Origin of the sequence: Ruegeria sp. HKCCA0370, assembly GCF_013033705.1 — a bacterium.
Taxonomy (GTDB): Bacteria; Pseudomonadota; Alphaproteobacteria; order Rhodobacterales; family Rhodobacteraceae; genus Ruegeria.
Genome location: NZ_WQEP01000001.1, coordinates 92496 through 106212 on the forward strand (window position 1 = coordinate 92496; position 13717 = coordinate 106212).

At 58.5% G+C, this 13717-nt stretch carries 12 protein-coding genes; 8 read left to right on the forward strand and 4 right to left on the reverse strand.

The window, feature by feature from the left end; translation table 11 throughout:
• Window positions 1-27: 27 nt before the first annotated feature.
• Entirely contained in the window at window positions 28-675 is a 648-nt protein-coding gene (locus tag GOW31_RS00475; protein ID WP_171167136.1) for a thermonuclease family protein, read from the forward strand.
• A 100-nt stretch (window positions 676-775) separates the two neighbouring features.
• Complete coding sequence (locus GOW31_RS00480; RefSeq protein WP_152458727.1) at window positions 776-1015, forward strand: YdcH family protein; 240 nt, start codon at window positions 776-778, stop codon at window positions 1013-1015.
• Between the two features lie 81 nt (window positions 1016-1096).
• On the opposite strand, the gene GOW31_RS00485 is transcribed toward GOW31_RS00480, so the two are convergent.
• Together GOW31_RS00485 and GOW31_RS00490 are read right to left on the reverse strand one after the other, a co-directional pair.
• Window positions 1097-2497: a short-chain fatty acyl-CoA regulator family protein gene (locus tag GOW31_RS00485; protein WP_171167138.1), complete on the reverse strand. Its 1401-nt coding sequence runs from the start codon at window positions 2495-2497 to the stop codon at window positions 1097-1099.
• Between the two features lie 63 nt (window positions 2498-2560).
• Window positions 2561-3766, reverse strand: a complete 1206-nt coding sequence (locus GOW31_RS00490) for a multidrug effflux MFS transporter (RefSeq protein WP_171167141.1) — start codon at window positions 3764-3766, stop codon at window positions 2561-2563.
• A gap of 183 nt (window positions 3767-3949) precedes the next feature.
• On the opposite strand from GOW31_RS00490, the gene GOW31_RS00495 reads away from it, so the two are divergent.
• The 3 genes from GOW31_RS00495 to GOW31_RS00505 all read left to right on the forward strand — a co-directional run bounded on the left by GOW31_RS00495 (window position 3950) and on the right by GOW31_RS00505 (window position 6563).
• Window positions 3950-5482 (forward strand): acyl-CoA carboxylase subunit beta, encoded by a 1533-nt coding sequence (locus GOW31_RS00495; RefSeq protein WP_171167142.1) that lies wholly within the window; start codon window positions 3950-3952, stop codon window positions 5480-5482.
• 108 nt (window positions 5483-5590) lie between these two features.
• Complete coding sequence (locus tag GOW31_RS00500; protein ID WP_171167144.1) at window positions 5591-6076, forward strand: DUF6497 family protein; 486 nt, start codon at window positions 5591-5593, stop codon at window positions 6074-6076.
• A gap of 133 nt (window positions 6077-6209) precedes the next feature.
• Window positions 6210-6563 (forward strand): hypothetical protein, encoded by a 354-nt coding sequence (locus GOW31_RS00505; protein WP_152458722.1) that lies wholly within the window; start codon window positions 6210-6212, stop codon window positions 6561-6563.
• 86 nt (window positions 6564-6649) lie between these two features.
• Here GOW31_RS00505 and GOW31_RS00510 read toward each other — a convergent pair whose 3' ends face one another.
• On the reverse strand, window positions 6650-7801 hold the full coding sequence (locus GOW31_RS00510) for a DcaP family trimeric outer membrane transporter (RefSeq protein WP_171167146.1): 1152 nt from the start codon (window positions 7799-7801) through the stop codon (window positions 6650-6652).
• Window positions 7802-8451: 650 nt separating this feature from the next.
• On the opposite strand from GOW31_RS00510, the gene GOW31_RS00515 reads away from it, so the two are divergent.
• Window positions 8452-8655 (forward strand): hypothetical protein, encoded by a 204-nt coding sequence (locus tag GOW31_RS00515; protein ID WP_152458720.1) that lies wholly within the window; start codon window positions 8452-8454, stop codon window positions 8653-8655.
• A 116-nt stretch (window positions 8656-8771) separates the two neighbouring features.
• Window positions 8772-10820, forward strand: coding sequence for an acetyl/propionyl/methylcrotonyl-CoA carboxylase subunit alpha (locus GOW31_RS00520; protein ID WP_171167148.1), 2049 nt, complete (start codon window positions 8772-8774; stop codon window positions 10818-10820).
• Window positions 10821-10896: 76 nt separating this feature from the next.
• On the opposite strand, the gene GOW31_RS00525 is transcribed toward GOW31_RS00520, so the two are convergent.
• Complete coding sequence (locus GOW31_RS00525) at window positions 10897-11343, reverse strand: DUF4174 domain-containing protein (RefSeq protein ID WP_152458718.1); 447 nt, start codon at window positions 11341-11343, stop codon at window positions 10897-10899.
• A 168-nt stretch (window positions 11344-11511) separates the two neighbouring features.
• Here GOW31_RS00525 and scpA point away from each other — a divergent pair, with 168 nt between their 5' ends.
• Window positions 11512-13638 carry a methylmalonyl-CoA mutase gene (scpA, locus tag GOW31_RS00530; RefSeq protein ID WP_171167150.1) on the forward strand — a complete coding sequence of 709 codons (2127 nt, stop codon included), beginning with the start codon at window positions 11512-11514 and terminating at the stop codon, window positions 13636-13638.
• Window positions 13639-13717 lie beyond the last annotated feature (79 nt).

Here is a 13717-nt window from a genome sequence, read left to right on the forward strand (position 1 = left end):
CGTGAAATACCGCGCATATGCGGGGGCATGTTAAGGATTTGTTTAGCCTTTGTTCTTCTGCTTCCAGGTCTGACCCATGCCGCAGAGCACCTTGCGGGTCGGGTTCACGTAATCGATGCGGACACCTGGAATGTCGGTGGTGTTCGGGTGCGGCTGCACGGTATCGATGCGCCCGAACTGGATCAGACCTGTCAGGATTCCGACAGATCAAGCTGGCCATGCGGGGCGTGGGCCACTCATAAGGTTCAGAAGCAGTTTCAGGGACGGATGACCACTTGTGTCCCGTTGGATCGGGATCGCTACGGTCGCATCGTTGCTCGGTGCAGCGTGGAGCGCGAAGACGTCGCCGCCTGGATTGTAGAGCAGGGCTTGGCCTTTGCGTACCGCAAATATTCGGACACGTATGCAGGTGCCGAACAGGTCGCGAGGATTGAAAACAGGGGATTGCACAAGACACAGATACAGGTGCCTTGGGTCCACAGGGCACGCAAGAAACCGAAATCCTCTGAAACATGCCTAATCAAAGGAAATGTTTCGTCAAAGGGCGAAAGGATCTTTCACGAACCGGGGCAGAGGTACTATGCCAAAACCCGGATCAGTGCAGCCAAGGGCGAGCGATGGTTCTGCTCTGCTGCCGAAGCACGTGCAGCGGGTTGGCGTGCTGCGCGACGCTGAATTCTGAATTTTTCCTGTATGAAATTGATCCGCGTCAAAGTGGGCGGCGCGTCACACTTCTACCACTGATATGCAACGACATATGAAGGAGCGAACAGACATGTCCCACACCCCGCATGAACTGGCCGAAGAGTTTCCGGACAAGGTTGAACTGATGAGCCAGCTCAAGCAAACGGACGCGCATTTTGCCCGTCTGGCTGATGAGTATCACGAGGTCAATCGCGTTGTGCATCGGGCTGAAACCAACGTCGAGCCCATGGAAGACCTGGCCGAAGTTGATTTGCGCAAGAAACGGGCAGCGCTGAAAGACGAAATCTGGGCGATTTTGTCCAAGGCCTGAACATTATGGCTGGGGGATACTGTCCCTGTCCTTTCCCGGCCCGGGTCGGGGCTCCCCCGGTTAATTTCTGGCCATACGAAATCAGGTGACTTCGTATGGCAGGGTGCCGCGCGTATGGGTGTCGATGCTGAGACGGCGTTCCAGCGGCGGGACTGAACGCTGATGGCAGTTTTGCCGCTCGCAGATGCGGCAGGAAATGCCGATGGGCTCGTAAGCGCTGGCGTTGTTTATGTCGAGGTTATCGGCATAGACAAGCGCCGGGGCGTGGCGCACCTCGCACCCCAGCGCAATTGCGTACCGCCTGACCGGTGCGCCGAATGAACCACCTGATTTCGACACATCCCGAGCCAGCGAGATGTAACGCACACCATCCGGCGTTTCTGCCAGTTGCCGAAGGAAGTGTCCCGGCGTTTCAAAGGCCCGATGCACGTTCCAAAGGGGGCAGGCGCCACCGAACCGTGCAAATTGCAGACGCGTGGCCGAGTGCCGTTTCGTGATCGTTCCGGCCTGATCCACGCGGACAAAAAAGAACGGGATACCTTTTGCACCCGGGCGTTGCAGCGTCGACAGTCTATGCGCAACCTGCTCGATCGATGCGCCGAACCGGTTGCTGAGCAGCTCCAGATCGTGGCGATCTTCCTGAGCAGCGGTCAGGAATGCGGAATAGGGCATCAAGGAAGCGCCGGCGAAATAATTGGCGAGGCCGATCTTGGCGATGGACCGCGCCTCTTCGCTTTGGAACTTGGCAAAATCCAGTGTCGCTTCCAGCAGTTTGTCCTGACTGATCAATGCGACCTGCAACAGCAGTTGAAACACTTGCGTTTGCGGGGTCGAGCGGGAGGAAAGGCGCAGGATTTTGCTTTCGGCGTCATAGGTGCGCAAAGGGGCGATGTCAGAGAACATCACTTGAATGCCACGCTCAGTCAGGCTGTTCAAAGCCGCCTGCCGGATGCTGCCCGGGTTTTCCGCGCGATTGGCGAACAGCTCTGCCGCCCGGTCCACGGCGTCGATGTAGTTGTCGCAATAATGGAAGAAGTCCCGCACCTCTTCCCAGGGGCTGGCCTGCATTCGGGCGTCCTCTCGCCCCAGGGCTTCGTCCAGTGAGGCGAGGCGTTCATGCGTTTGCCGGTAGGTTTTGTGCAGCTCGATAAATGCGCGGGCCAATGCCGGAGCGTTTGATGCCGTCAGGCGTAAATCGGCAAGTGGCGGCAGAATATCCGCAAAAACCGGGTCGGCCAAAGCTTCGCGCATATCCGACACCAGTCGCTCGCTGTCGCCGGTGCTGAGCTCGGTGACATCCAAGCCGAATTCTTGTGCCAGAGCCAACACAACCGTGGTCGAGATCGGCCGGTTGTTGTTCTCCATCTGGTTCAGGTATGGGAGTGAAACACCCAGTTTCGCCGCGAATTCGCGTTGTGTCAGGGCCAGTCGCGTGCGCATTTCACGCAGCTTCGCGCCGGCATAGAGCTTTTGGGTGGCCATGAGGTGCCTTTGCAAGTTTTCTGTTTTGGAAGATTAACTTTGCAAAGTTTTCGGAGCAAGTCGTTACAGCCCCAATTGATGCTCTCGCCGAATGACGGATCCAATTGCGAAAATCGCCAGAACTGCAGAGGTGAGCATCAGCCAGAGCAAGGGCATGGCGCCGGTTTCCCGGGTCAGCAGGGTGCCTGCCAACGCGCTCAGGCCTGCGCCGCCGCCCAGCATGATTGCGCCGCTCAACCCCGAGGCGGTCGCGGCCAGATGCGGACGAACGGACAATGCGCCGGAGGTGGCATTGGGAATGGCCATGCCGTTTCCGACGCCCACAAAGGTCATCAAGCTGAAAAAGCTGAGTGCGGTGCCCAGACCTGTGAGGAACAAGGATGCCGAAAGCGCAACGCCCAAGGCGTTCAGCAGGCTGCCCCACAGCACCATCCGGTTGATGCCAATCTGTACGGAAAAGCGACCGCTCAGAAAGTTGCCAACAAAATAGCCCACTGCGGGGGCGCCGAAATATATGCCGACCTGTGCCGCGCTTAGTCCGAACAGCTCGGTTCCAATAAAGGGCGCGCCACCGAGATAGGCAAAGAATGTGCCCGAAGACAACGCGCAGGACAGTGAATAGCCCCAGAACCGTGGCGAGGTCAGAAGTTCAGGGTATTCCTTGAACTGCTGAACAAGGGTCTTGCCGCTTTTGGCTGACGTTTCGCCAAAATCCGCGAAGGTCAAGGCAAGCGTCAAGGCGCCCAGGGCGAAAGGCAGCCAGAAATTCGCTTTCCAGCCAAAGCTTTCCTCCAGCAAGCCGCCGATCGCCGGGCCGATCATCGGGACCACGGCCATACCCATTGTCACGTAACCGATCATCGATGCCGCCTGATCCTGATCGTACATATCCCTGACCGCAGCCCGGCTGAGAACCATGCCGACAACCACGACCGCCTGGCACATTCTGAACGCCAGAAAGACTTCAACGTTGGGGGCATAGATGCATCCAAGCGTGGCCAGCAGGAACAAACCGATCCCCCACAGCAGAACTGGCCTGCGACCTGCCTTGTCCGCGAGCGGACCGATCAGGATTTGCAGAACGGCGTTGACCAGAAGATACAGCGCGATCGATAGCTGCATGACCTTGTAATCGGCGCCAAAATACGCGGCCATGTTCGGCAGGCTCGGCAGAAACAGGTTCATGCTCAGCGCAGACAAGCCCGCAAGCAATACAAGTGTCGCCAATGTGGGTGGTGTGCGGCGAACCGCGCGAGAGCTGAACTGCATAGTTCACATGTATAATCATGGAATTTTGGATTGCCAGCCATCCAGCGATCTCAATGTGAGGCTTTGCAAGTTTACAGTTATCCAGATTGTTGTTGCTGGATATTTGCAAATTTGCCGAAAAGAGCTTTGGATGAGGGGCGCGAAAGGGTAGGGTCCCGGCAAATTTTACAGGGGATAATCGTCATGAAAGACATCCTTTCCGAGTTGGAAAACCGCCGCAACGACGCACGGCTGGGCGGCGGGCAGAGGCGGATTGATGCCCAGCATGCGCGCGGAAAGCTGACGGCGCGAGAGCGGATCGAGTTGCTGCTGGATGAGGGCAGCTTTGAAGAATTCGACATGTTCGTCAGTCATCGATGCACCGAATTCGGAATGGAAAAACAAAAACCTGCGGGTGATGGCGTTGTCACCGGCTGGGGCACCATCAACGGCCGCATGGTCTATGTGTTCAGCCAGGACTTTACGGTCTTTGGTGGGTCGCTGTCCGAGACGCATGCCCAGAAAATCTGCAAGATCATGGATATGGCGGTGCAAAACGGAGCGCCGATTGTCGGTATCAACGACTCGGGCGGTGCGCGAATCCAGGAAGGCGTGGCTTCGCTGGCCGGGTATGCCGAAGTGTTTCAGCGCAACATCACGGCCTCGGGCGTGGTTCCGCAGATCAGCGTAATCATGGGCCCATGCGCCGGCGGTGCGGTTTACAGCCCCGCGATGACGGACTTCATTTTTATGGTCAAGGACACGTCTTACATGTTCGTGACAGGCCCCGACGTGGTCAAAACGGTCACCAACGAGGTTGTAACGGCCGAAGAACTGGGTGGCGCCTCGACCCACACCAAGAAATCCTCGGTCGCCGATGCGGCGTTCGAAAACGATGTGGAAGCATTGGCAGAAGTGCGCCGTCTGGTGGATTTCCTGCCGCTCAACAACCGCGAGAAACCTCCGGTGCGTCCGTTCTTTGACGACCCTCACCGGATCGAGGATTCGCTGGATACTCTGGTTCCGGACAATCCGAACACGCCCTACGACATGAAGGAACTCATCACCAAAATAGCCGATGAAGGCGATTTCTACGAAATTCAGGAAGATTTCGCCAAGAACATCATCACCGGCTTTATTCGGCTGGAAGGTCAGACCGTTGGTGTCGTGGCGAACCAACCGATGGTTTTGGCGGGATGTTTGGATATCGACAGTTCACGCAAGGCGGCGCGGTTCGTGCGGTTCTGCGACTGTTTCGAAATTCCGATCCTGACGCTTGTCGATGTTCCGGGCTTTCTGCCGGGCACACAGCAGGAATATAGCGGCGTGATCAAGCACGGCGCAAAGCTGCTTTATGCATATGGCGAGGCGACCGTGCCTAAGGTCACGGTGATCACGCGCAAGGCGTATGGCGGTGCCTATGTGGTTATGGCGTCCAAACATCTGCGCGGCGATTTCAACTATGCCTGGCCGACAGCCGAAATCGCGGTGATGGGTGCCAAGGGTGCAACCGAGATTATTCATCGGGCAGATCTGCATGATGCGGAAAAGACCGCACAGCATGTCGCCGATTACGAAGATCGGTTTGCAAACCCCTTTGTCGCCGCCGAACGCGGTTTCGTCGACGAGGTGATCATGCCGCATTCGACCCGCCGGCGCGTGTCCAGAGCCTTTGCCAGTTTGCGCGGCAAACAGCTGAAGAACCCTTGGAAAAAGCACGACAATATTCCGCTTTGACCCATTCGGGGCGGCGTTGTCCGCCCCGGTTGTTGGCACTGGCAGTCCGATTTTTAGCGAAAATGCTCAAAATTGCGGCGGAATTGACAAAAAGCGACAAATAGTTGAATGATCCGACCCGTCAGACATAGAACCGCGCAGGCCAAAAGCACTGCGCGCGCGATCCCGGAAGGAGGAGCCTGCCTTCGGTGGGTCCGGGATCGTGCCATATGTCTGGTCTTGTGCGCGCTCGGCGCTCCGGTTTTTGCCCAGACAGACAGTTCGTTGCCGGTGCCGTCCGGTCAGCCGGTGCATCTGAGCGATGTCCTGCTGGACAACAACCCCGGTGAGCTTTGGGTGCGCTTTCGATTTGTCGCCCCGAAGATCGGAGCGTCAGTGGGACGGATCGGCTATGACGTGGCGTCCAAGGATATGGAGCATCTGTGCCAGGTTCTAGCCGTTCCTTATGTGGCTCTGCACGAATTGCAGCCATCCAGAGTTGTCATTTCCCTGTCTGATCGCCCGGTGGAATTTGGCGACACCGCTCCGGACGCGACCCAGTATTTTGAAGCCTACCGGCTGGAGCAGTCCCGGTGTATCTGGGAAGGGCTTTGACCATGAACTTACGCTGTCATGACGTCAAAGCTTCTCAGACCAACGGTGCGGCTTTGGAGGTGCGCAACATGATCCCATCCAAGTTCGGGTTCGAACTATTTTTGTCTGCAAAACAAAGCTGTGGAGTGTCGCCATGCTGAAACATCGCGGGTTTCCGGGGCGTCTTTCAGGCACCGATTTTCAGTTCACTATTCGCCGCGCCAATCCCAAAGGCGTCACACCGCTTACGCGGCGGGAACGGTTCCGGGATCGCAAACCGGCGGACAAACGTGCCGATGCCGCCTTCATGGAGGCCCTTTGGGCGCATTTCGGCGATCAGCCGTTCGAGCGGGGCAATCTGGATGCCGGACGTCTCAGCTGGCTTTTCGGGCGCGAAGTCATCCCGGCGGAAGATCCTTTTGATCCGGCCAGCTATGACGCAATGCTAGTAATCGATGTGGACGCCGCCCGTGCGTCCTTTCCCGACGTAATCGACGGGACAGGCTAATCGTGATCCAAGCCGCCGCATATCAGCCCATCAAGACCGGTTCCGGGATGACCCTGCCCGAAACCGGGCAGGATCCGTGTGCGGCATCAGAAGTTCAACTGAGCGGCCAGCTGAACGCGGTTTCCGTCAAAGGTTCTGCCGGTCGGCGCGTCGTTCCGTTCGCCATAGATGTACTCGGCACTAAGTGTCAGATCCTCGGTTGCCTTGTAAAAAGCGTTGACGTGGATCGTTTCCAGTTCGGTAAACGACAGGGTTCCGGTCGAGGTCGGCAGGTCATAGTCTTCTTTGCCGTATGCAATGCCAACATTCCATTTCGGGCTCAGATCCTGCCGGAATTCGAGGGTGTATCCATCCACGTCATTGGCCTGGCCGTTCACGATGGGATCACCAAGGCCGATCAGGTACGGGCCGAGTGCCTCGCCGTTCACATAGTTGACCTGGAACAGGCCGCCCTGCCATGGGCGAACCGAGCTGGATATCGTGAACCCGGTTTGATCAACTTCGACATTGCGGGATTCCGCCTTGCCATAAAGGCCGGACAAACGTGCGACATAAGTCCCGTCATTGTATTCGGCGGATGCGGTCAAAACCGGATCGTCCGAATTCGAACCGCCGACATTCTCTTCGATCGAAACGGCGAAGGACGTGTTCGTTCCGAAAGAGTTGGTATAGCGAACCTGCGGAACCCGTGCGAAAGGGATACCAACGGGGCCGTTGAATTCCACCGAGGTCGGGTAGGTGTCCAGCGGCATGAAGTTGGTCCAGGTCTGTCCGATCAGCCAGTTGTCACCGATGGTGATATTGGCGTGGCGTACACGCAATTCGGCTGTTCCGCCGGAACCGAACAGATCCAGTTCCAGTTGTCCGCCGATATCGCCGATACCGCTTGGGGTGGTGGTGCGCAGACCGATCCGCGATTGGCGGACGGTGGCACCAAATGTGCCATCGGTCGCGGCCGACGGTTCCCCGATGACATTCACGAACGCCGTGTCGCCCTGATCGAACTCGAAATCGTAGAAGAAGTCGGCCTTTACATATCCGTAAACGTCCAGAACGGTGTTGCCGATGCGGAAGTCACCGTTGGCAGGGCTGGCACTGGCGGACTCCAGCGCCTCGACCCGGGCGCGCAAGGCGTCAAGCTCGGCTTGAGTTTTGGCATCCTGGGCAAAGGCAAGCGTGCTGGTCACACAAAGCGCAGAGGCAGCAAGCAGGAGTGCCTTTTTTCTAGTCTTCGTCATGTGGGTGTTCCTTTGAGTGCGAGTGTGCACACAGACCGTTTCACGAGGTTCAAACCTTGGGAAATCACGAGAATGGGAAGTGAAGATGTTGATTTTTCAAGCAAATGTGTGTTTTTCACTGCGCTGAAACACAACGTCTTGAGCCGCTCGGATAACGCATTGGCGCAAGGCGGTTCTGTATGTCCAACGCTGACCGAGAGTCGTGATGCTGCAACCGCGAAACGCGCGGAAAGCGGCTTGATCTGTCACGAAACTGTGACGGCAAAGCGGCCTCAAACGCCCGAGCAGTATCGAACCGGTATCGGCGCGAAGTTGCGCGGCATTTCCGGGTGTGGGCAGATTCCAGCCGAAATCCCGATTGGAAACAATACTGTGTTTGCCGCCAATATTGTGCTGTGCAAACTGGATGAGCCGTGCGGCTCTACTTTGCCTGCGCCGCACATGCACCTACTATTCCGTACCCCTTCCTTGCGCGGGCAGGCTTGTGTTCCCCACATAGTCCTGTCCGCGTTTTTCTTTTTGCCTGTAGCGGACAGAAAGAGGCAAAATCCCGCACAAAAATCGCCGGCGCACCCGTTGATATTGAATAACAGGGCGTGTTTCGCGCATCTGACCCGAAAAGGATCAAGAAACCAAAAAGGGCAGATACTATGCGATTCTCACGCTTCATCCTTGTTGCGACGACCTGTGCGGGTCTGGCCGCCTGCGGAGACACCACGGGCGAACAGGCAATCCTCGGCGGCGGTGCCGGGGCAGTGGGGGCGGCCGTCCTCAACGCGGACCCGTTGTTTGGCGCAGCCGTCGGTGCGGCGGGCAACGTGCTGTACTGCAAGACACAGAACACCTGTAACTAACGCATATTTTGCGGGGCGCATGTCGTCCCGCCCGTCATCGCGCATCACGCCGTCGTGGGGATTGTTCCCTGCGGCGGCGTTTTGCGTTTCCAGAACACCAAGCCAAAGGACGTTCCATGTTCAATAAGATCCTGATCGCCAACCGGGGCGAGATCGCCTGCCGGGTTATCAAGACCGCCCGCAAGATGGGTATCGGCACCGTCGCCATTTTCTCGGACGCGGACAAGAACGCGCTGCATGTGTCGATGGCGGACGAAGCCATCCATATCGGCCCGCCACCTGCAAACCAGTCTTATATCGTGATCGACAGGGTGATGGACGCCATTCGCCAGAGTGGCGCGCAGGCGGTCCATCCCGGTTATGGTTTCCTGTCCGAAAACGCCAAGTTTGCCGAGGCGCTGGAAGCCGAAGGCGTGGTTTTCGTCGGCCCCCCGAAAGGCGCGATCGAGGCGATGGGCGACAAGATCACCTCGAAGAAAATCGCGCAGGACGCGAATGTGTCGACGGTTCCCGGATATATGGGGCTGATCGAAGACGCCGATGAGGCAGTCAAAATCTCGAACGAGATCGGCTATCCTGTCATGATCAAGGCCAGCGCCGGCGGCGGCGGCAAGGGCATGCGGATCGCGTGGAATGACGACGAAGCGCGCGAGGGCTTTCAGTCGTCAAAGAACGAAGCCGCAAGCTCGTTCGGGGATGATCGGATCTTCATCGAGAAATTTGTGACCCAACCGCGTCACATCGAAATTCAGGTTCTGTGTGACAGCCATGGAAACGGCATCTACCTGGGCGAGCGCGAATGCTCGATCCAGCGCCGGAACCAGAAAGTCGTGGAAGAGGCGCCGTCGCCGTTTCTGGACGAAGCAACACGCAAAGCCATGGGGGAACAGGCGGTGGCCCTGGCCAAGGCCGTGGGCTATTCCAGCGCGGGAACGGTAGAGTTCATCGTCGACGGTGAAAAGAACTTCTATTTCCTGGAAATGAACACGCGTTTGCAGGTGGAACACCCTGTCACCGAACTGATCACCGGTGTTGATCTGGTCGAACAGATGATCCGCGTCGCAGCGGGAGAAAAGCTGTCGATCACGCAGGACGACGTGACACTGACCGGATGGGCGATCGAAAACCGCCTGTACGCCGAGGATCCGTATCGCGGCTTCCTGCCCTCGATTGGTCGTCTGACCCGGTATCGCCCGCCTCAGGAGACGGCAGCCGGGCCGATGCTGGCCAACGGCAAATGGCAGGGGGATGCGCCCGAAGGCGATGTTGCTGTTCGAAATGACACCGGCGTCTACGAGGGTGGTGAGATCAGCATGTATTACGACCCGATGATTGCCAAACTGTGTACTTGGGCTCCGACCCGTGATCAGGCGATCGAGGCGATGCGCGTGGCGCTGGACAGTTTCGAGGTTGAAGGCATTGGCCACAACCTGCCGTTCCTGTCCGCCGTGATGGATCATCCGAAATTCATCAGCGGCGATATGACCACGGCCTTCATCGCCGAGGAATACCCCGACGGGTTCGAGGGCGTCGAACTGGCCGAGGCAGACCTGCGCCGGATTGCGGCGTCCTGCGCGGCCATGCATCGCGTCGCAGAAATTCGCCGGACCCGCGTGTCGGGTCGGATGGACAATCACGAACGCAAGGTCGGCACCGATTGGGTTGTCTCCTTCGGGCGCGAAATCCAGTGGCCTGTCAAGGTCAACGCGGATCAGGATGGGGCCACGATCAGGTTTGACGACGGTCAGGAAATGCGGGTGACGGGTGATTGGACACCGGGTGATCAGCTTGCCGTCATGACGGTCGATGACGCGCCGCTGGTCATGAAGGTGGGCAAGATCTCGGGCGGGTTCCGCATCCGTAACCGCGGCGCGGATCTCAAGGTGCAGATACGTACCCCGCGTCAGGCCGAACTGGCGCGGCTGATGCCTGAAAAACTGCCGCCCGACACCTCGAAAATGCTGCTGTGCCCGATGCCCGGCCTGGTCGTGAAGATCGACGTGGAAGTGGGGCAAGAGGTGCAGGAAGGTCAAGCGCTGTGCACCATCGAGGCGATGAAGATGGAAAACATCCTGCGCGCCGAGAAGAAGGGCATCGTTGCCAAGATCAATGCAGGTCCCGGCGACAGTCTCGCCGTGGACGAAGTGATCATCGAGTTCGAGTGATCATGACCGCGCTTTTGCCATACCCGTCAAAGCCTCCGGCATTCTGTGCCGGGGTCTTTCGGGGTGGCGAAAGGGGTCAGCCGCCTTCGCGCCGATCGCGGATTTCGCGTTCGCGCAGGGGGGTCTTGTCGATGGACCGGCCAATCTCGCGCACGCTCCACGGAGAAGGTTTGCGCAGTTTGACCACGCCGTCCTTGTCGACGAATACCATCTGGAACCCGCGCGGGCGCAGCTGTGACCGGATCGGAGACCGCGCCGATGGGTCGGTATCGGTCAGAACCACCACGTCACGCTCACGCATTGCGGCTTCGCCTTCGAGCAGCATGTCGATCTGTTGCTGGAACCGCGGGTCCGCCGGCGTGTCGGCAAAGACTACGATAGGTCGGTTGACCCAAAGAAACTCGCTGAGTTCGCTGTCACCTACCGGGCGGACAAAACTGTCATCCGTCGTCGCCGTGCCATCCGCCGCCCAGACAGACATCGGGATTAGTGCCAAGAAAACAAAGGCAAGCGTGCGTGTCATGTGGCCTCCTGTTCCTTCGAATATAGCCTCTGTGACACCGATTGCGACCGACGATTTGTACCAAACACTCAAAATGTCGCGCTTGCGGCTGAATGAAACGGCCAAGCGCAAGACCTCAATGCGGAAGCTTTCGACTGCCGCCATCCGAATTGACAAGAGGAAACCGAAATGACCGACACCAAGGATTGGAAAGCGCTGGCCGAGAAAGAGCTGCGCGGACGTCCGCTGGACGACCTGACCAAAGAGACGCTGGAGGGCATCGCGGTCAAACCGCTCTATACGCAGGAAGACACCGCCGGTTTGCCGCATATGGGTTCGCTGCCGGGCTTTGGTCCGTTTACACGCGGTGTGAAGGCCACGATGTATGCGGGCCGTCCCTGGACGATCCGTCAGTACGCGGGCTTTTCGACCGCCGAAGAATCCAACGCCTTCTATCGCCGCAACCTGGCGGCGGGCCAGCAGGGTGTTTCGGTCGCCTTCGATCTGGCCACCCACCGCGGCTATGACAGCGACCATCCCCGCGTGGTTGGTGATGTTGGTAAGGCTGGCGTGGCCATCGACAGTGTCGAAGACATGAAGATCCTGTTCGACGGCATCCCGCTCGATAAGGTCTCGGTCTCGATGACCATGAACGGCGCGGTGATCCCGATCCTGGCGAACTTCATCGTGGCAGGAGAGGAACAGGGGCACGACAAATCGGTTCTGTCCGGCACCATTCAGAACGACATTCTGAAGGAATTCATGGTGCGCAACACCTATATCTATCCGCCCGAACCGTCGATGCGGATCATCTCGGACATTATCGAGTTCACGTCGAACGAGATGCCTAAATTCAACTCAATCTCGATCTCGGGCTATCACATGCAAGAGGCCGGCGCGAACCTGGTGCAGGAGCTGGCCTATACCCTGGCCGACGGGCGCGAATATGTCCGTGCAGCGACACAGGCCGGGATGGACGTGGACAAGTTCGCAGGCCGGCTGTCGTTCTTCTTTGCCATCGGCATGAACTTTTTCATGGAGATCGCCAAACTGCGCGCCGCACGCACGCTGTGGCACCGGGTCATGACCGAGTTCGGCGCGAAATCCGAACGGTCCAAAATGCTGCGCACCCACTGCCAGACTTCGGGTGTCAGCTTGCAGGAACAGGACCCCTACAACAACGTGATCCGCACCGCCTATGAGGCGATGAGCGCAGTTCTGGGCGGGACGCAATCCTTGCACACAAACGCTCTGGACGAGGCGATCGCGCTGCCCACCGACTTTTCGGCGCGTATCGCCCGGAACACGCAGCTGGTGTTGCAGGAAGAGACCGGCGTGACCGATGTGGTCGACCCGCTGGCGGGGTCCTACTACGTCGAAAGCCTGACCAATGAGCTGATCGAAAAAGCCTGGGCCCTGATGGAAGAGGTAGAGGAAATGGGCGGCATGACCAAGGCCGTGGCCAGTGGTATGCCCAAGCTGCGCATCGAGGAAAGCGCCGCGCGCCGGCAGGCCATGATCGACCGCGGCGAAGAGGTGATCGTCGGGGTCAACAAATATCGCAAGGAACAGGAAGATCCGATCGATATTCTGGACGTCGACAATGTGGCCGTGCGCGAAGCTCAGGTCGCGCGATTAGAACTTATCCGTGCAACCCGTGACGAGGCTGCTTGCCAACAGGCGCTGGACGCTTTGACCAAGGCTGCCCAAGAGGGCGGAAACCTGCTGGCTGCTGCGGTCGAGGCCGCCCGCGCCCGCGCATCCGTAGGAGAGATCAGCATGGCAATGGAAAAGGAATTCGGCCGCCACCGCGCCGAAGTGAAAACGCTCGCCGGCGTTTATGGCGCGGCCTATGAGGGTGACGAAGGCTTTGCCGCGATCCAGAAATCCATCGAGGAATTCGCCGAGGCCGAAGGCCGTCGCCCCCGTCTGCTGGTGGTCAAGATGGGGCAGGACGGTCATGACCGTGGGGCCAAGGTGATTGCCACCGCGTTCGCCGATATCGGGTTTGACGTAGACGTTGGCCCCTTGTTCCAGACCCCGGCCGAGGCCGCGCAGGACGCGGTGGACAATGACGTGCATGTGGTCGGTATTTCCTCGCAGGCGGCAGGGCACAAGACATTGGCTCCGCAACTGGTGGAAGAGCTGAAAAAGGCCGGGGCCGAGGACATCATCGTGATCTGCGGCGGGGTGATCCCGCAGCAGGATTACCAGTTCCTTTATGATCATGGGGTCAAGGCCATCTTTGGCCCGGGCACCAACATTCCCGAGGCCGCTCAGGACATCCTGCGCCTGATCAGCGAAGCGCGCGGCTGACGAAGGTCGGGTTTTTCGTCGAAACATCTTGTGATCGCGCCTCTTTGGCGGAAACATACGGCCAGATCCGCAAGGGTCT